Origin of the sequence: Bacillus sp. RB3, from assembly GCF_030164735.1 — a bacterium.
GTDB classification, from domain to species: domain Bacteria; phylum Bacillota; class Bacilli; order Bacillales; family Bacillaceae_G; genus Bacillus_A; species Bacillus_A cereus.
The window spans coordinates 116,986-135,285 of the sequence record NZ_JASNGE010000014.1 but is presented as its reverse complement, the minus strand read 5'-3'; the positions used below and the strand labels follow the sequence as shown (position 1 = coordinate 135,285).

The window sequence follows — 18,300 nt, the reverse complement described above, 5'->3', positions numbered from 1 at the left end:
GAAGGGATCGGTCTTGAAAACCGACAGGCGGCGAGAGTCGCGCGGGGGTTCGAATCCCTCTACCTCCTCCATTTTTTAAAACTTTATATTGTCGCGGGGTGGAGCAGCACGGTAGCTCGTCGGGCTCATAACCCGAAGGTCGCAGGTTCAAATCCTGTCCCCGCAACCAAATGGTCCCGTGGTGTAGTGGTTAACATGCCTGCCTGTCACGCAGGAGATCGCCGGTTCGACCCCGGTCGGGACCGCCATTTATGTTGGCTCGGTAGCTCAGTCGGTAGAGCAGAGGACTGAAAATCCTCGTGTCGGCGGTTCGATTCCGTCCCGAGCCACCATTTTTTTATGCCGGCTTAGCTCAATTGGTAGAGCAACTGACTTGTAATCAGTAGGTTGGGGGTTCAAGTCCTCTAGCCGGCATCATTTAGGGGCATAGTTTAAAGGTAGAACTGAGGTCTCCAAAACCTCCAGTGTGGGTTCGATTCCTACTGCCCCTGTAAAGTATATGGGCCTATAGCTCAGCTGGTTAGAGCGCACGCCTGATAAGCGTGAGGTCGATGGTTCGAGTCCATTTAGGCCCACCATATATTATTCCGCAGTAGCTCAGTGGTAGAGCTATCGGCTGTTAACCGATCGGTCGTAGGTTCGAGTCCTACCTGCGGAGCCATGGCCCGTTGGTCAAGTGGTTAAGACACCGCCCTTTCACGGCGGTAACACGGGTTCGAATCCCGTACGGGTCATACAAAAAAGAGTCAGCATTATGCTGGCTCTTTTTTATTTTGTTAATCCTTTTTATTACGTTACTTTCCAGAAATAAATAAAGGAATTTTGGAAAAGCTATGGTATGTATAAAAAGGAGGAAATAAATAATGACACGAGTTAGAGACTTAATGAGTACCCATATTGTACATTGTACACCGCTAGACAATGTATATGAGGCAGCTGTTAAAATGAAGGAAGAATCAGTTGGATTAATTCCAGTTGTTGAAAATGAGCAAGTTGTTGGGCTTGTTACTGATCGTGATTTAGTCGTTCGAGGGATTGCTGAAAAACATCCTGGATCTAATAAAATTACAAATGTGATGACAACAAATATTATCTCAGTTTCTCCAAATGATTCTATTGAAAAAGCTACAGAGCTAATGGCACAGCATCAAATTAGACGATTACCAGTAGTTGATAGTGGTCAACTTATTGGCATGTTAGCACTAGGAGATTTAGCTATAAGGGAATCAGCAGATGATCAAGCTGGATTTGCCTTGAGTGAAATCTCAGAGCGTACAGAGTAAATTGAAACTTTAATTAACCGAGAGTTTAATGGTCACTCATAAAGAGCTAAATTATATATAAATTTCAGATACATTATTCTAGCATATATGGATTAAACTAATATGTTAGCGTGATGTATCTGAGACATTATATAATAAGGATACGGTTAATAATTTCGACATTTTTTTAAAATTTGTTATTCTTAATTTTTAATAAGAGAAAAGATGATATACTGATAGATATAAGTATTATGATAGATTTTGAATATAACAATATTAATTTTTAGTGGTGCGATAATAAATTAATATTTCCTACATAGATGAAAAGGGAAGGGGAATTATATGAAGGCTGTACAGGGCGATCCAAATTGGAATTTGGTTACAGATACATATATAGAACCAAATAATTTCGCTGAATTATTTTCTTTGCTTGTACCTTGTCACCCAAAAGGTGAGGGGAAAGAACGAACTATATTAGTATGGAAAGAGAAAGAATTTTATAAAGAAGAAAATTTAGCGGCATTTATCGTATATGGCATGAATAAAGCAAAGAAATTACCGCAGTTTCATAAAGATGAAATTCCAACTTTAGTGCGTATTCTTCGCTTATGCCAAGAGATTGGTTGGTATGAAGAGGCAAATGATTTTATGATAGCGCAAGGATTAGCTGAGTTTGTTCATACTTCATTGGAATATGAAACATGGGATCTTTTGACGCAATCAGTTGCTTTAAATTATTTAATTATTAAATATCGTATAGGTGAATTGACAGATAGGGATATTGAAATTTGGGATAGAGTTAAATTTAATGAGAAGTGTATAACCGATTGTAAACATTTATTATCTCATAAAGAAGTATTGGAATTTACATTCTTTTATATGTGCAAGAGAGCGAAATCATTATCAAAAGAGCAATTAAATAGTGATATGATGAGTTTAGCAATGTATTGTAATACTTTTGTATATGATTTGTATACACATGATTTATTACGGAAATATCGTAAGTGTACAGATTTCCTATCATATTATGGACCTAGTCAGGCAGTTTTAGCATGTCAAAGAGCTGTATTATCTCAAATTTCCGATCGCTTAGACCCATTAAAGACAACACATGTAGATGATTATTTATATGTGATGAAAGAAATGATGGAGCATATGACGATAGGAGTAATGGATCGATATGGTCATTTTATTGGAAAGCTACTATCTTATGTGCCATTTTTCGAAATGATACAAGTTCCACAGCATGCATATTATTGTGAAGAATTACTGTATATTTGTAAGGGCATTGAATATAAAGAAGAAACACTACGCAATTATATATTTATACAATTACATGATTGTTTACCATCATTCTTTAGGCTATTTCTTAAAAATAAGCGTTACGCAACGATTCATGATATTCTTTTCTATTGGTGCGATGACGAACAACGAATGAGCTTAGAGAAAAAATATAATCTGAGCTTTATTTATGAAAAATATGCTTGTGGATAAACAATATTTTCGATATGAAAAATTAATATAAATTAAAAAGGATCTCCAGTTTATGTGAGATCCTTTTTTGTTAGTAAAACAAGGAGAAAGTGATTAAGACAAGAAAAAACATTCCATATAGGAGAAGTTGTTCAGTATAACTTCCTTGTATACCAAAAAAAGTATTGGCTTTCTTATACAAATTCAATATGTATTTTATTGGAGTATCTTTGAAAGATTGGTACACAGTGTCTCCTCTTTCTAAGCTTCTTGTTTTTGTTTTTGTTTTTGGTTATAAGGGGCATTAATATATCTAGCTACAAATAATAAAACAGCCATAAAGAATACTGGAAATACAGTAGATAAATAAAAGCCATTACTAATTATATTTGTTATGAGAGCACTCAAAAGAAAAATAGCATTATAAATATGGGCAATTTTTTGTTTTAGTTGCACTTGAAATGATTCCATCATAATTTCTAATGCAACAAAAGCAATAATAATAGATAAAAATACAATGTTTGTATTGTAAATGATTAAACAACAGATTAAACCTAAAAAGGCTACGTATTCAATTATAAGAGGTATATTGCGTGGCATACAATTTACCTAACTAAATATGGCAGTGGATTTACTGCATTTGTTTTTTCAAAATTCCATTCTCCATTATGTAATTCAAAATGAAGATGCTGCCCGTATGAATGACCTGTGTTTCCCATATGACCTATTAATTGTCCAGTTTGTACTTGATCACCAGCTTGTACAGTGCGATCCTTCATATGAGCATAAACAGTTGTATATAATTTCCCATTGATTTGATGCGCAATGAAAACAACATTGCCATAGCTAGCTGAATAATAAGATTTCACAACTTTACCTGCAGCAGCAGCTTGGATAGAGACGTTTCCTGGAGCGGCAATATCTATACCATAATGCATTTGTTCCCAGCGTATATCAAAGGTTGAGCTAATTCTTCCTTGAGCAGGGAATTTGAAAGCAGCTGGAATTGATGAAGGTTGATCTGTTTTAGCTTGTGGTTGATTTTGTACTACATAGTGTTTTGCTACATATCCGTATCCTGTGCCAAAACGAATTTTATACCAAGTTCCTACAGTTTCTACTACTTGTACTTGTGTACCGTTTTGTAATGAACCGAGTAGAGCGCTACTTGTACTAGCGTTGCTACGTACATTTAGATTAGGTGTTGCAACAGTATATTTTGTATTATTTTGAACGGTGATTCCTTTTACTAAGGGTTGTGAACCATTAGAGATGAATGCTTTTTGTACATAACCTGTTTGGCCATTATGCGATATTTTATACCATTCGCCTTGATCTTCTTGAACGGTAATAAACTTGCCATTTGGTAATACATCTAAAATGGAAGATTCTAAATTAGGTTCAGAGCGAACGTTTAATGCATTAGCATTAACGATGTATTGATCATTAGAATGAAGTTTGTTTTTTAGTAAAATAGCATCTTTTTGTACATAACCTACTTTATTATGAACAGATACTTTATACCACTCATTAGTTGTTTCAAGGATGTTCACTTTTGTATTAAAGCGAATTGTATCAATTGATGTGCTTTTTACGTTATCTTCTGTATGTAATGCTACTTGATCGACTTTGACATACCCAGTTTTAATATTAGATAATTGTTCAGCGTTTGCTTTTTGTACATTTGTTTCACCCATAGAAGGAAGTAAAGAAGCAATCGCTACAGTAGTTGCTGTTAAAGCAGTAGCTTTCATATTCATGGAATAGAGACCTCCTCTAGTTGTATAGTTGTAATTTTATTATAGTATAAAGATATAATATAGTGGGTGTATTCACATAAATGTAATATGAAATCAATATAAAAATAAATTTTTTGAGGATAATGATTCCTTCTTATGCAATTAATTGGGGTTTTATTTTCTAAAATAGAATGTATGTATTGTATAACTTTGATATTCTGTTGATAATTAAGAAAATTAAAAAAGTTGATGATGTCTTATTAGGGTGTTATACTGACAGTGATAATTTTATAGTTTGCTAGGAGAGCTGGTGTTGCCAGCTGAGAGTAGGCCGTAAGCCTTTGATCCTTTTTATTACCTGATCTAGATTATGCTAGCGTAGGGAAGCAATTCGGACACTAACAATGAGTCCCCGTTTCTTTGCGTATAGAAACGGGGCTTTTTTATTTAAAAATTTCATATTGAAACCACTAGGGGTGCTTGATTTGCTGAGAGAGGAATAATCCTTAACCCTTACAACACCTGATCTAGGTAATACTAGCGAAGGGAAGTGGAACATCGAATAAATGTATAACTTTATTTGCTGTAACCACTTCTTATATATAGAAGTGGTTTTTTATTTAGATACATATATTGAAAGGGGATAGAGAAATGAAATTTTGCGATAGATTATTAGAAACTGTGCAACCGGTTTGGGAGATGAGTCATAATCATCCGTTTGTAGTGGGTATGGGAGATGGCACGTTAGAAAAAGATAAATTCCAGTATTATATTATTCAAGATTATTTATATCTGCTAGATTATGCAAAGTTATATGCGATTGGTGTTGTAAAAGCAACGAATCCACAAGTAATGGGAAAGTTCGCTGAACAAATTGATGGAATATTAAATGGCGAAATGACAATCCATAAACAATATGCAAAAAGACTTGGAATTTCTATAGAGGAGATAGAGTCTGCGAAACCATCTGCTAAAAATTTAGCTTATACAAATTACATGATGTCTGTATCTCAAAATGGCACACTTGCGGAATTAATAGCAGCGCTTCTTCCATGTATGTGGAGCTATTGGGAAATTGGAAAGCGTTTAAATGATATTCCTGGAGCAAGAGATCATGAGTTTTTTGGTGAGTGGATTCAAGGATATAGTTCGGAAGAATACGGTAATCTGTGTATTTGGTTAATAGATTTATTAAATGAAATGGCAGTGGGAAAGTCTGAGACAGAACTAGAAAGATTAGAGGAGATTTTCTTATATTCCAGTCGATTTGAATATTTATTCTGGGATATGTCCTATCGTAAGGAGATGTGGGGATTTGAGGAGCAAGAACATACTACAGTTTCATAATGTTTCTTTTCATTACGATGAGAAACCAATCATCCATGAATTAAATGCTTCTATACATGAGAAAGAGTTTGTCAGTATTATCGGACCGAGTGGATGTGGGAAAAGTACTTTATTTCGCCTTATTACAGGTCTAGAAAAGGTAAGTACTGGACAGATAGAACTGACAGAAACAAAGCACCATCCTGTAGGATATATGCCGCAAAAAGATATGCTTTTGCCGTGGAGAACAATTATTGAGAATGCTGCCCTGCCGCTAGAGTGCCAAGGTGTACAGAAGAAAGAAGCACAAGTAAAGGCAAAGGAACTGTTACATAAATTTGGTTTGCAAGGGTATGAGAAAAAATATCCGAAAGATTTATCTGGTGGTATGAGACAACGTGTATCTTTTATTCGAACTTTATTAACAGGCGGGGAAATATTGCTGTTAGATGAACCATTTAGTGCGTTGGATGCTTTAACGAAGACCTCTTTGCAAGAATGGTTGTTTGAACAATGGCAAGAGTGGGAAAAAACAATTTTATTCATTACTCATGATGTTGAAGAAGCGTTATTTCTTTCAAACCGAGTTTTAGTAGTGGAACAGCAGCCGATAACGACTTTGACTGAGCGGACTGTACCGCTTGATCATAACAGAACACGAAAAGATTTATATAAACCGGAAGTATTAGCGCTGAAAGATGAGCTTCTTAGTATGTTACAAAGGCAGGTACTTGTGTGATGAACCGATTGAAAGAATTAGTTCCTGCTATTACACTTTCTAGTATTTTACTAGCTGTGTGGGAAATAGGAGCAAGAATTGTAGATGAGATGTACATTTTACCGTCACCTTCTGCGATTGTAATGAAGATATGGAAACTAAAAGACATATTATTTACAGTTCATTTACCTGCAACGTTATACGTCGTTTTAATAGGTGTTGTTATCTCTATCGTATTAGGTGTAGGGCTAGCGATGTTAATGAATGCGAGTACATGGATGGAGAGAGCATTTTATCCATTATTAGTTGCTTCACAAACGATTCCGATTACTGCGCTTGCTCCGCTATTTGTTTTATGGTTTGGATACACAATTTGGAGTAAGGTTGTTGTCACAGTTTTAATTACGTTTTTCCCAATTGCGGTCAATACGTATGATGGACTGCGTAGTACGAAAAAAGAATGGGAGGAGCTCTTAGTTACATATGGAGCAACAAAAAGAGATATTTTTCTTAAATTAAAGTTGCCGTCTGCTCTTCCTTATTTTTTCTCAGCTTTAAAAATTGCAGTTCCGCTTAGTGTTATCGGAGCAGCAATTGGAGAATGGCTCGGTGCACAAGCTGGGCTTGGATATTTCAGTAAGAGAATGATGACGCAGTTAGATGGAGCTGGCGTATTTGCACCTATTGTATTGTTATCATTATTAGCTATTTTCTTCGTCGTAATTATTTCCATATTAGAAAAGAAATTCATTAGTTGGAGGAAGTATTCATGAAATTTTTAAAGCGCATCTTTGTGTTTACATTATTAATTGCAATAATTGCAGGATGTTCGAGTAATTCAGCATCAGACAAAAGTAAAAAAGAGAAAGAAATAACAGTCATGTTAGATTGGTATCCAAATGCGGTACATAGCTTTATCTATGCAGCAATTGAAAAAGGATACTTTAAAGAAGAAGGTGTAAAGGTAAATATTAAATTCCCTTCTAATCCGACTGATCCATTAACGCTGGCAGCAGCAGGGAAGGTAACAGTTGGCTTGTATTATCAGCCAGATGTTGTTATGGCGAGAGCGAATGAGCAAATTCCAGTGAAATCAATTGGAGCTGTCGTACGTTCACCATTAAATCATGTTGTATCACTGAAATCAGCGGGCATTCAATCACCGAAAGATTTAGAAGGAAAAACAGTAGGATACTCTGGAACACCTTTAAGTGAGATGTATTTAAAAACGATGGTAAAAGAAGCTGGTGGTAATCCTGATACAGTGAAAGTAGTTGATGTTGGATTTGATTTAGTACCAGCATTAATTACGAAGAAAGTAGATGCGGTAACAGGGGCATACATTAACCATGAAGTACCTGTTATGCGTCATGAAGGCCATGAACCAGCGTACTTTAATCCAGCTGATTACGGAGTACCAAACTACCATGAGCTTGTGTTTGTAACAGGTGATAAAACGTTGAAAAAAGATAAAGAAGCGTTGCAAGCTTTCTTACGTGGTACGAAAAAAGGCTATGATTTCATGAAGAAAAACCCAGATGAAGCATTGAATATTTTATTAAATCATCAAGAAAAAGAAAACTTCCCACTTGTGCCAGAAGTTGAAAAGGAAAGTATGAAAATTTTATTAGAGAAGATGGAAACGAAAGATGAGCCATTCTTATCAGATTCAAAAGAATCTTGGGAGAAACAAAATAAGTGGCTGAAGGACAAAGGAATGACGAAAGAAACCGTCCCAGCCGATGAACTATTCGAAAATATTTTAAAGTAGGCGAATGAATATGAAAAATGAGCTCCACGTAATCTCAAATGGCCATATGCCATTCGAAGAGTTAGTGAATGTAGCGATGCAAATTGAGAGTGAGATTGATTATTTGCATATTCGTGAGCGTGAGAAGAGTACGAAGGAATTATATGAAGGTGTGGAAAGTCTATTAATGGAGGGCTTTCCGGCTTCTAAAATTGTCATAAACGATCGAATTGATATTGCAATTTTATTAAATATACCTCGTGTTCAACTAGGATATCGAAGTACAGATGTAAAGTCAGTGAAAGAAAAGTTTTCGTATTTGCATGTCGGTTATTCTGTGCATTCGCTAGATGAAGCAATAGTAGCTTTTAAAAATGGCGCGGATTCACTCGTTTATGGCCATGTATTTCCGACAGATTGTAAAAAAGGTGTGCCAGCGAGAGGGCTTGAAGAAATTTCAGACATTGCAAGGTGTTTATCTATACCGATTACAGCAATTGGAGGAATTACCCTAGAAAACACAGTGGATGTTCTTACTAACGGTGTAAGTGGTATAGCAGTTATGTCTGGAATTGTAAGTAGTAGTAACCCGTATAGCAAAGCGAAATCTTATAAGGAATCAATAAGAAAGTGGGCGGAAAAACATGTGTGAGAAGTATGATGTAGCGATTATTGGTGGTGGTATAATTGGCAGTTCAGTTGCACATTTTCTAGCAGAAAGAGGACATAAAGTAGCGATTGTGGAGAAGCAAAGTATTGCATCGGAAGCTTCCAAAGCAGCTGCTGGTTTACTTGGTGTTCAGGCAGAATGGGATGCGTATGATCCGCTATTTGAACTTGCTAGAGAAAGCCGAGCTATATTTCCACAACTTGCAGCAGTTTTACGTGAAAAGACGGGTATTGATATTGGATATGAAGAAAAAGGAATTTATCGTATTGCTCAAAATGAAGATGAGAAGGAAAGAATTCTTCACATTATGGATTGGCAGCAGAAAACAGGTGAAGATTCTCATTTTCTAACGGGAGACCATGTGCGGGAAAAAGAGCCATATCTATCCGAATCTATTATAGGAGCAGTATATTATCCGAAAGACGGTCATGTTATTGCACCAGAGCTTACGAAAGCATTCGCACATTCTGCGGCAATTTCCGGTGCTAATATATATGAACAGGCAGAAGTATTTGATATCCGTATTGAAAATAATAAAGTGACTGGAGTTATTACAAGTGAAGGTATTGTCACATGTGAGAAAGTCGTTATTGCAGGAGGTTCATGGAGCACGAAGTTACTAGGTTATTTTCACCGTGATTGGGGTACATATCCAGTTAAAGGAGAAGTGGTTGCGGTAAGAAGTAGAAAACAACTTTTAAAAGTACCTATTTTTCAAGAAAGATTTTACATTACTCCAAAGCGCGGTGGACGTTACGTAATTGGGGCAACAATGAAGCCACATACGTTCAATAAAACTGTGCAGCCAGAAAGTATAACTTCTATATTAGAGCGTGCTTATACAATATTGCCAGCTTTAAAAGAAGCAGAATGGGAAAGCACGTGGGCAGGATTACGACCACAATCGAATCATGAAGCTCCTTATATGGGAGAGCATGAAGAAATAAAAGGTTTATATGCTTGCACGGGCCATTATCGAAACGGTATTTTATTAAGTCCTATTTCTGGCCAATATATGGCTGATTTAATAGAAGGAAAGCAAGAGAATCATTTGCTAGATTCATTGCTTTCTAGAAGAGTTTAGAAAGGGGATGGAAGTTTGAATTTAAAAATTAATGGTAACCAAATTGAAGTGCCAGCGAGTGTAAAAACAGTAGCTGAGCTACTTACACATTTAGAGTTAGATAACAGAATTGTTGTAGTAGAGCGTAATAAAGATATTTTACAAAAAGATGATCATACAGATACATCTGTTTTTGATGGAGACCAAATTGAGATTGTAACTTTCGTAGGAGGCGGTTGATTATGTTAAACATTGGACCATTTTCATTTCATTCTAGACTTTTATTAGGAACAGGTAAATTCCCTGATTTTGACGTACAGCAAAAGGCAATTGACGTTTCTGAAGCTGAAATTTTAACGTTTGCAGTACGTCGTATGGATATCTTTGATGCAAAGCAACCTAATTTATTAGAGAAACTTGATGTGAAAAAATATACGTTATTACCAAATACAGCAGGAGCAAAAAACGCTGAAGAGGCTGTTCGTATTGCAAAATTAGCAAAAGCTTCTGGGCTTTGTGACATGATAAAGGTAGAAGTTATTGGTGATGATAGAACGTTATTACCTGATCCGGTAGAAACGTTAAAGGCATCTGAAATGTTACTGGAAGAAGGATTTATCGTACTTCCGTATACATCTGATGATGTTGTATTAGCACGTAAATTACAAGAGCTTGGCGTGCATGCGATTATGCCAGGAGCATCTCCAATCGGATCAGGGCTTGGTATTGTAAATCCATTAAATTTGAGCTTCATTATTGAACAAGCGACAGTACCAGTTATCGTTGATGCCGGTATTGGTAGTCCAGCTGATGCAGCATTTGCAATGGAATTAGGAGCAGATGGCGTGTTATTAAATACAGCTGTATCAGGAGCAAAAAATCCTATTAAAATGGCACAAGCAATGAAATTAAGTATTGAAGCAGGCCGTTTAGGATTTGAAGCAGGTCGTATTGCACGTAAGCGTTGTGCAACTGCAAGTAGTCCTTTAGAAGGAATGAGCGTAGTTGAATAATCGATATTCTCGCCAAGAACTATTTTCTCCAATTGGAGAAGAAGGACAGCAAAAGATAAGAGAAAAGCATGTGCTTATTATCGGTGCAGGTGCATTAGGTAGTGCAAATGCAGAGATGTTTGTAAGAGCAGGTGTTGGCAAGATAACAATTGTTGACCGTGATTATGTAGATTGGAGTAATTTACAAAGACAACAATTGTATGCAGAGAGCGACGTAAAGAATAATCTTCCAAAAGCTATAGCGGCTAAAAAACGTTTAGAAGAGATTAATAGTGATGTAACAATAGAAGCTCTCGTTCAAGATGTAACAGCTGAAGAGCTAGAAGAACTTGTTACAAATGTTGATGTAATTATTGATGCGACTGATAATTTTGAAACACGCTTTATTGTGAATGATATAGCACAAAAATATTCTATTCCATGGATTTACGGTGCATGTGTAGGTAGTTACGGTCTTTCTTACACAATCCTTCCTAGTAAAACACCATGTTTATCATGTTTATTACAGTTGATTCCGCTTGGCGGGGCAACATGTGATACAGCGGGTATTATATCACCTGCTGTATCTCTTGTCGTTTCTCATCAAGTAACAGAAGCTCTTAAACTGTTAGTAGAAGATTACGAATCACTTCGAGATGGGCTTGTATCGTTTGATATGTGGAAGAATGAGTATTCATGTATGAATGTGCAAAAGCTTCGCCAGCATAATTGTCCTTCATGCGGAGAGAATGCATTATATCCGTATTTAAATAAAGAGAACACATCAAAAACAGCAGTTTTATGCGGGCGAAATACAGTTCAAATTAGACCACCTCATAAAGATGAAATAAATTTTGAACAATATAAAGAGTTGTTGGAAGGTCGTGTGAATGATTTAAATATAAATCCATATTTACTATCATTTTCTATTGAAGACAAGAGGTTAGTCGCCTTTAAAGATGGCCGTGTGCTCGTACATGGAACGAAAGATATAAGCGAAGCAAAAACGATTTATCATCGCTATTTTGGATAGAAAAGGATGAGTGGGATGAAAGTGAATAAAGCTTTAACAATTGCAGGGTCTGATAGCGGCGGCGGTGCTGGAATTCAGGCAGATTTAAAAACATTCCAAGAGCTTGGTGTATACGGAATGACGGCTATTACGGCGATTACTGCTCAAAACACGCTTGGCGTTCAAGGGGTATATCCTGTTCCGTTAGAAGGTATTACAGAACAGTTGAATTCAATTGGTACGGATTTAACACCAGATGCAGTGAAACTAGGAATGTTATTTAGTAGTGAAATAATTCAAATTGTTGCAGAACAAATTAAAAAGTTTGGCTGGAATAATATTGTGCTAGATCCCGTTATGATTGCAAAAGGCGGTGCATCATTATTACAGCAAGAAGCAGTTCAAGCATTAAAAGAATATTTATTACCAGTAGCAACTGTTATAACACCGAATGTCCCAGAAGCAGAAGTGTTAACTGGGATGGAAATTCATAATGTTGAAGATAGTAAGGAAGCTGCAAAAGTATTGCATGAATTAGGTGCTAAATATGTGCTTATGAAGGGCGGACATGCAGAATATCAAGGGAATGAAGTAATTGATTTCCTCTTTGATGGAGAAAAATTTATTGAGTTTAGAAGCGAGCGAATTCCTTCAAAGCAAACGCATGGAAGTGGGTGTACATTTGCTTCAGCGGTTACAGCAGGACTTGGGAAAGGATACTCAATTGAAGATGCTGTTCAAGAAGCAAAACGATTTATTAGTATAGCAATTGAAGAGCCATTGAATATTGGTAGTGGCCATGGGCCGACGAATCATTTTGCATATAAAGTGAATAGAATGCGTGCATAGGTAAGTGAAAAGCCAGTTTTATAACTGGCTTTTTTTCTGTTTACTTTTTCAAAATACAGGAGTAATATATCAGCCAGAATACATTTTTTTGTAAACGCTGAGTCCAATTATATGGAGCGGAGGAACCAATTTGTGCGTAGGCACTAGGGGTGAATCTTTCAAGTTTGAAAGTAGGGCTACTCTCAAAGTCCGAATCCGACAGCTAACTTCGTAAGCGTCTTGAGAGAGGACGGTGCCATGATGGATACATCACTTCATCGATCTGATTAGTATAGGGGAATATCAATCTATGTTTGATTTCTTTTATACTAAGGAGGATGAGGTACATGGAACTAACACTTATTTGTGTTGGAGAAGAAAGTAAGGTAGATAGTTTAAGAGATCTAGTATCATTTCAACATGAGTTAATTATTTTTACAGCAAATGAAGAGATAGCGGCTGAAGTTAGGAATTGTGGGTTTGATTGGACTTATAGCTGCAGTAAGGAGCAGGACTTTACTAGTATTTGTGAGTGTATTAAGAAGGTGATTTTACTAGGGGATGAGCTTCCAATCGTTAGTTTTTTCACAGAACACATTCGCTTTTCTTTTCAAGCACCTATTACTGTTGTTACAAGGAATAAACGATATCCAGCGAGGCTCTATGAAACAATTGGAGCTAAGTTTGTCGTGTTTACAAATTGTGATAATATTTCTTTTTTATTTTTTGAATAGGGCGGGGGAAGAAATGATGAAGGTACTATTACTTGGAGATATAGCAAATCGTTGGGCAGTATCGGTAGAGCGAGTTCAAGAATTGGTTCAGATCGATCCCCTTTTTCCAGGGCCGTATATTATATTACCATCAAAAGATGCTTTGTATTTAGAGGTGGATATTACCGAGTATGAGCAGCTACATGCAGAATTGACACAAGTTTATATTCGCGGGAGAAATTTACGTGCATTTTTACGAGGAGAATAAAGGTTGAATAAAAAGAGCGAATGCTGAGTGCAACAAGCTATGCACTTCATCTCATTCGCTCTTTTTATTTCATATTTAAAAGGTCATTTTTAAGAAAAGAGAAGAGAAATAAAGAAAATAGATGAAATAATAGTAATAATCTTCAATGTAAGCGTTTAAATGAATGTAAATATTATTATTTTCAGTAATTTACCCCTTTACAAGTGAAATATAGAGGAGTATATTTACTCTCATAAATCATTCATAAAATTTCCAAAAAAACCTAAAATCGCTGAGTTCCAGAAATGGAGCGGGGGAACCAATTTTGTGCATCGTCACTTGGGGTGAATCTTTCAGTTTTGAAAGTAGGGCTACTCTTTAGGCCCGAATCCGACAGCTAACCTCGTAAGCGTTTAGAGAGGAGGTTTACTTTTTGTTGTTCATTTTTTGAACACTGAGTAGAGCTCAGTGTTCTTTTTTAACATTTAAATGGTAAATTTTAACAAAAAATAAAGCGAGGGATAGCTATGTTAGATGTTGTAATGGTCGGGATTTTTATTTTATTAGTTGCATCAATGGCAAGTCTTGCAAGTTGGTCAGATAAAGTTGTGAAAGAAGGAAAGCAATCATGATGATTGTCTTATCGGTTATTGTCGCAGCAATTACAGTGTATTTAGTGTATGCATTATTAAATCCAGAGAAGTTTTAATTAGGGGGAATCATTCATTATGATTTGGGTTGCAGTCATTATTACAATGCTCTTGTTTATTTTAGTAGCAAAGCCAATGGGGATTTATTTAGAAAAAGCTTTTCAAGGTAGCAAAATGCTAGATAAAGTATTCGGGCCTTTTGAAAAACTTATTTTTAAAATTACGGGTGTAAAAGAATACAATCAAACGTGGAAACAGTACGCATTATCATTAGTTTTACTCAACGGATTTATGATTGTTATTGTATATTTCATTTTCAGATTACAAGGTGTGTTGCCGCTAAATCCAGCGCATATTGAAGGAATGGAGCCTACGCTCGCTTTTAATACAGCGATTAGTTTTATGGCTGATACAAACTTACAGCATTATAGCGGTGAAAATGGTTTATCCTATTTATCACAATTAATCGGGATTACATTTTTAATGTTTGCGGCACCAGCAACGACATTGGCGCTCGTTATGGCTTTTATAAGAGGACTTGCTGGAAAAGAACTTGGTAACTTTTTCGTTGATTTTACGAGAGCGTTAACGAGAGTGTTTCTTCCTATCGCATTTATTGCGGCACTAGTTTTTGTCGCACTTGGCGTACCGCAAACGTTAGATGGAGCGGTTACAGCACAAACGATTGATGGGGCAAAACAAAGTATATTACGTGGACCTGTTGCATCATTCGTTTCCATTAAGGAACTTGGAAATAACGGCGGTGGATTTTTCGGAGCAAACTCTACGCATCCTTTTGAAAATCCAGGACAAATGAGTAATATTTTGCAAATGATGCTTATGATGTTATTACCAACAGCACTTCCATTTACGTACGGACGAATGGTAGGAAATAAAAAACAAGGTCGCATCCTTTTCGTGTCACTATTTATGGTATTTTTACTAGGGTTTATAACGATTACGACATCTGAACTAAACGGGAACCCGGCATTAAATGGAATGGGTATCGAACATGTACAAGGAAGTACAGAAGGGAAAGAAGTACGATTTGGAACAGTATTTTCTTCACTATACGCAACAGTAACGACAGCTGCTGAAACTGGGGCTGTTAATACGATGCATGATACGTTAACACCAATTGGCGGTCTAGTTCCACTTGTAAATATGATGTTAAATACAGTGTATGGCGGCGTTGGAGCAGGCTTTGTAAACATTATTATGTATGCAATTATCGCGGTGTTTATATCTGGGTTAATGGTTGGACGGACACCAGAGTTTTTAGGTAAAAAGATTGAAGGTAAGGAAATGAAATTAATCGCGGTCACGATTTTATTTCATCCATTGCTCATTTTAGGCTTTTCGGCATTAGCTCTTTCAACAAATTTAGGGACGGATGCTATTTCTCATTCCGGTTTCCACGGTTTAACGCAAGTTGTATATGAGTATACATCGTCAGCTGCGAATAACGGATCTGGATTTGAAGGATTAGGAGATAATACACCGTTTTGGAATATTACGACTGGTTTAGTTATGTTTTTAGGACGTTACTTCAGTTTAATTACGATGCTAGCTGTGGCAGCTTCGTTGAAAGAAAAAACGGTAGTGCCAGAAACAGTCGGAACGTTCCGTACAGATAATAGTTTATTTGGTGGCATCTTCATCGGAACAATTGTAATTGTTGGTGCATTAACATTCTTCCCGATGTTAGTACTCGGACCAATTGCAGAATTTCTTACATTGAAGTAATGGAGGGTAAATGATGAGACCGGTAGTAGTAAAAGAAAAACAATTAAATGAGTCACAAATACATGCTGTAGAAGATGAAGTTAGACAAGCGAAAACGATGGATCGTGATATCGTAACACATGCGATGAAGCAATCCATTGCGAAATTGAATCCGAAAGTCATGATAAAGAATCCGATTATGTTCGTTGTGGAAATTGGATTTATCATTACGTTCATTTTATCTTTTCTTCCAAGTAGTTCTAGTAGTATACCAGGTTGGTTTAATATAACAGTTTCTCTCATTCTATTATTTACAGTTTTATTTGCGAATTTTGCAGAAGCATTAGCAGAAGGTCGTGGTAAAGCGCAAGCCGATTCTTTAAAGCAGTCAAAGAAAGATGTGTTTGCAAATGTTGTAAAAGAAAATGGAGACATTGTCCAAGTTTCAGCAACTGATCTTACAAAAGGTGACGTTGTTATCGTAAAACAAGGAGAAATGATTCCGAATGATGGCGAAGTAATCAAAGGATTAGCATCTGTAGATGAATCTGCAATTACAGGGGAATCAGCTCCTGTTATAAAAGAAGCAGGCGGTGATTTTTGTTCCGTAACAGGTGGAACGATGGTCGTAAGTGATGAAATTACAATTGTCATTACGAGTAATCCTGGTGAATCATTTATAGACAAAATGATTTCTTTAGTAGAAGGAGCTGCTCGTCAAAAAACGCCGAATGAGATTGCTTTAAATACAGTATTAACGAGCTTAACTCTTATTTTCTTGATCGTCGTTGTGACGTTGCCGATTTTTACAAATTATTTAGGGTTTCAAATTGATACTGCTGTGCTAGTTGCATTATTAGTTTGTTTAATTCCAACGACAATTGGTGGGCTATTATCGGCAATTGGTATTGCTGGGATGGACCGTGTGACAAAGTTTAACGTGTTAGCGATGTCGGGGAAAGCAGTAGAAGCTGCTGGCGATATTAATACAATTATTTTAGATAAAACAGGTACAATTACTTTTGGGAACCGGATGGCTCATACATTATTGCCTGTAGGAAATGAAACGATTGAGCAAGTTGGAAAGTGGGCCGCTATTAGTTCTGTTTTAGATGAAACACCAGAAGGTCGATCTGTTATCGAGTATGTGCAGGGAAAATCTATATCATACAATAGAGAACTTGCAGAACAAGGTGAGTTTGTTCCGTTTAAAGCAGAAACGAGAATGAGTGGTGTTGATTTACAAGACGGAACGAAAGTGAGAAAAGGTGCTGTAGGTGCCGTTATTGAATGGGTTGAGTCACAAGGCGGAATAATTCCGAAAGATGTAAATCAAAAAGCAGACTTAATTTCAAAAGAGGGTGGAACACCACTTGTAGTTGCAGTAGATAATCGTATTTACGGTTTAATTTATTTAAAGGATACAGTAAAACCGGGTATGCGTGAGCGTTTTGAACAGTTACGCCAAATGGGGATTAAAACGGTTATGTGTACAGGTGATAATCCGTTAACGGCAGCAACGATTGCAAAAGAAGCTGGAGTAGATGAATTCGTTGCCGAGTGTAAACCGGAAGATAAAATTGCTGTTATTAAAGCAGAGCAAGATAAAGGGAAACTTGTAGCGATGACAGGTGATGGTACAAATGATGCTCCAGCATTAGCACAGGCGGACGTTGGATTAGCGATGAACAGTGGTACGACAGCAGCGAAAGAAGCGGCGAACATGATTGATCTAGACTCGAACCCAACGAAAATTATTGAGGTTGTAGGAATCGGTAAGCAATTGTTAATGACACGAGGTGCTTTAACGACGTTTAGTATTGCGAATGATATAGCGAAATATTTTGCAATCATTCCAGCAATGTTTACACTTGCGATTCCGCAAATGGAGGCATTGAACATTATGAAATTAACATCACCACTGTCAGCGATTTTATCAGCATTAATATTTAACGCTGTTATTATTCCATTACTCATTCCGTTAGCGATGAAAGGTATTGCATATAAACCGATGAGTTCTAATGCATTGCTTAGCCGAAACTTACTTATTTATGGGCTTGGCGGAGTTATCGTTCCGTTCATTGGAATTAAGGTAATTGATATGATTGTCGGCTTGTTTATATAAGGAAGAG

20 protein-coding genes, 8 tRNA genes and 4 riboswitches are annotated in these 18,300 nt (G+C 36.6%); of the genes, 26 read left to right on the top strand and 2 right to left on the bottom strand.

Annotated features, from left to right (window positions below; translation table 11 throughout):
* Positions 1-92: 92 nt before the first annotated feature.
* The 10 genes from QO049_RS18880 to QO049_RS18835 all read left to right on the top strand — a co-directional run bounded on the left by QO049_RS18880 (position 93) and on the right by QO049_RS18835 (position 2,756).
* Positions 93-169 (top strand) — tRNA-Met (locus QO049_RS18880).
* 3 nt (positions 170-172) lie between these two features.
* Positions 173-248, top strand: a tRNA-Asp gene (locus tag QO049_RS18875).
* A gap of 8 nt (positions 249-256) precedes the next feature.
* Positions 257-332: transfer RNA gene (locus tag QO049_RS18870), tRNA-Phe, on the top strand.
* 9 nt (positions 333-341) lie between these two features.
* Positions 342-414, top strand: a tRNA-Thr gene (locus tag QO049_RS18865).
* A gap of 6 nt (positions 415-420) precedes the next feature.
* A tRNA-Trp gene (locus tag QO049_RS18860) sits at positions 421-491 on the top strand.
* Between the two features lie 10 nt (positions 492-501).
* Positions 502-578, top strand: a tRNA-Ile gene (locus tag QO049_RS18855).
* Positions 579-586: 8 nt separating this feature from the next.
* Positions 587-661, top strand: a tRNA-Asn gene (locus tag QO049_RS18850).
* 1 nt (position 662) lies between these two features.
* Positions 663-734 (top strand) — tRNA-Glu (locus QO049_RS18845).
* 129 nt (positions 735-863) lie between these two features.
* Positions 864-1,283, top strand: a complete 420-nt coding sequence (locus QO049_RS18840) for a CBS domain-containing protein (protein WP_000199011.1) — start codon at positions 864-866, stop codon at positions 1,281-1,283.
* A 321-nt stretch (positions 1,284-1,604) separates the two neighbouring features.
* Positions 1,605-2,756, top strand: a complete 1,152-nt coding sequence (locus QO049_RS18835; RefSeq protein WP_000648912.1) for a DUF3965 domain-containing protein — start codon at positions 1,605-1,607, stop codon at positions 2,754-2,756.
* Positions 2,757-2,996: 240 nt separating this feature from the next.
* Here QO049_RS18835 and QO049_RS18830 read toward each other — a convergent pair whose 3' ends face one another.
* Both QO049_RS18830 and QO049_RS18825 read right to left on the bottom strand, forming a co-directional pair.
* Positions 2,997-3,335 carry a hypothetical protein gene (locus tag QO049_RS18830; RefSeq protein ID WP_284489403.1) on the bottom strand — a complete coding sequence of 113 codons (339 nt, stop codon included), beginning with the start codon at positions 3,333-3,335 and terminating at the stop codon, positions 2,997-2,999.
* Positions 3,336-3,340: 5 nt separating this feature from the next.
* A complete protein-coding gene (locus QO049_RS18825) occupies positions 3,341-4,495 on the bottom strand; it encodes an SH3 domain-containing protein (RefSeq protein ID WP_001056031.1) in 1,155 nt (384 codons plus the stop codon).
* A gap of 269 nt (positions 4,496-4,764) precedes the next feature.
* Positions 4,765-4,876, top strand: a riboswitch (TPP riboswitch).
* Between the two features lie 60 nt (positions 4,877-4,936).
* Positions 4,937-5,040: riboswitch (TPP riboswitch) on the top strand.
* Positions 5,041-5,125: 85 nt separating this feature from the next.
* Here QO049_RS18825 and tenA point away from each other — a divergent pair.
* From tenA to kdpB, 16 genes are all read left to right on the top strand, one after another.
* Positions 5,126-5,821 carry a thiaminase II gene (gene tenA, locus QO049_RS18820; protein ID WP_000666828.1) on the top strand — a complete coding sequence of 232 codons (696 nt, stop codon included), beginning with the start codon at positions 5,126-5,128 and terminating at the stop codon, positions 5,819-5,821.
* Positions 5,790-6,539: an ABC transporter ATP-binding protein gene (locus tag QO049_RS18815; RefSeq protein WP_001256793.1), complete on the top strand. Its 750-nt coding sequence runs from the start codon at positions 5,790-5,792 to the stop codon at positions 6,537-6,539. Before tenA ends, QO049_RS18815 begins: the two co-directional genes overlap by 32 nt.
* Positions 6,539-7,291 carry an ABC transporter permease gene (locus QO049_RS18810; RefSeq protein WP_001080856.1) on the top strand — a complete coding sequence of 251 codons (753 nt, stop codon included), beginning with the start codon at positions 6,539-6,541 and terminating at the stop codon, positions 7,289-7,291. Before QO049_RS18815 ends, QO049_RS18810 begins: the two co-directional genes overlap by 1 nt.
* Complete coding sequence (locus QO049_RS18805) at positions 7,288-8,289, top strand: ABC transporter substrate-binding protein (protein WP_000670416.1); 1,002 nt, start codon at positions 7,288-7,290, stop codon at positions 8,287-8,289. Before QO049_RS18810 ends, QO049_RS18805 begins: the two co-directional genes overlap by 4 nt.
* Positions 8,290-8,299: 10 nt before the next feature.
* Positions 8,300-8,920 carry a thiazole tautomerase TenI gene (gene tenI / locus QO049_RS18800; protein WP_284489402.1) on the top strand — a complete coding sequence of 207 codons (621 nt, stop codon included), beginning with the start codon at positions 8,300-8,302 and terminating at the stop codon, positions 8,918-8,920.
* The gene (gene thiO / locus QO049_RS18795; protein ID WP_284489401.1) at positions 8,913-10,022 is read left to right on the top strand and encodes a glycine oxidase ThiO; all 1,110 of its coding nucleotides are present in this window, start codon (positions 8,913-8,915) and stop codon (positions 10,020-10,022) included. The genes tenI and thiO overlap by 8 nt, the downstream gene beginning before the upstream one ends.
* A gap of 15 nt (positions 10,023-10,037) precedes the next feature.
* The gene (gene thiS, locus QO049_RS18790; RefSeq protein ID WP_001049502.1) at positions 10,038-10,241 is read left to right on the top strand and encodes a sulfur carrier protein ThiS; all 204 of its coding nucleotides are present in this window, start codon (positions 10,038-10,040) and stop codon (positions 10,239-10,241) included.
* Between the two features lie 2 nt (positions 10,242-10,243).
* Positions 10,244-11,014, top strand: coding sequence for a thiazole synthase (gene thiG / locus QO049_RS18785; RefSeq protein WP_074608937.1), 771 nt, complete (start codon positions 10,244-10,246; stop codon positions 11,012-11,014).
* Complete coding sequence (thiF, locus tag QO049_RS18780) at positions 11,007-12,026, top strand: thiazole biosynthesis adenylyltransferase ThiF (RefSeq protein ID WP_284489400.1); 1,020 nt, start codon at positions 11,007-11,009, stop codon at positions 12,024-12,026. Before thiG ends, thiF begins: the two co-directional genes overlap by 8 nt.
* Before the next feature lie 15 nt (positions 12,027-12,041).
* On the top strand, positions 12,042-12,854 hold the full coding sequence (gene thiD, locus QO049_RS18775; RefSeq protein WP_284489399.1) for a bifunctional hydroxymethylpyrimidine kinase/phosphomethylpyrimidine kinase: 813 nt from the start codon (positions 12,042-12,044) through the stop codon (positions 12,852-12,854).
* A gap of 85 nt (positions 12,855-12,939) precedes the next feature.
* Positions 12,940-13,087, top strand: a riboswitch (cyclic di-AMP (ydaO/yuaA leader).
* A gap of 93 nt (positions 13,088-13,180) precedes the next feature.
* Positions 13,181-13,567 carry a hypothetical protein gene (locus QO049_RS18770; protein ID WP_000424067.1) on the top strand — a complete coding sequence of 129 codons (387 nt, stop codon included), beginning with the start codon at positions 13,181-13,183 and terminating at the stop codon, positions 13,565-13,567.
* A 13-nt stretch (positions 13,568-13,580) separates the two neighbouring features.
* Positions 13,581-13,814 carry a hypothetical protein gene (locus QO049_RS18765; RefSeq protein ID WP_001985933.1) on the top strand — a complete coding sequence of 78 codons (234 nt, stop codon included), beginning with the start codon at positions 13,581-13,583 and terminating at the stop codon, positions 13,812-13,814.
* A gap of 259 nt (positions 13,815-14,073) precedes the next feature.
* A riboswitch (cyclic di-AMP (ydaO/yuaA leader) is annotated at positions 14,074-14,219 on the top strand.
* A gap of 101 nt (positions 14,220-14,320) precedes the next feature.
* A complete protein-coding gene (locus tag QO049_RS18760; RefSeq protein WP_000887894.1) occupies positions 14,321-14,425 on the top strand; it encodes a SipW-dependent-type signal peptide-containing protein in 105 nt (34 codons plus the stop codon).
* Positions 14,422-14,502: a K(+)-transporting ATPase subunit F gene (kdpF, locus tag QO049_RS18755; RefSeq protein ID WP_000973728.1), complete on the top strand. Its 81-nt coding sequence runs from the start codon at positions 14,422-14,424 to the stop codon at positions 14,500-14,502. The genes QO049_RS18760 and kdpF overlap by 4 nt, the downstream gene beginning before the upstream one ends.
* A 19-nt stretch (positions 14,503-14,521) precedes the next feature.
* Entirely contained in the window at positions 14,522-16,189 is a 1,668-nt protein-coding gene (gene kdpA / locus QO049_RS18750; RefSeq protein ID WP_000638318.1) for a potassium-transporting ATPase subunit KdpA, read from the top strand.
* A 13-nt stretch (positions 16,190-16,202) separates the two neighbouring features.
* Positions 16,203-18,293: a potassium-transporting ATPase subunit KdpB gene (gene kdpB, locus QO049_RS18745; protein WP_001247992.1), complete on the top strand. Its 2,091-nt coding sequence runs from the start codon at positions 16,203-16,205 to the stop codon at positions 18,291-18,293.
* Positions 18,294-18,300 lie beyond the last annotated feature (7 nt).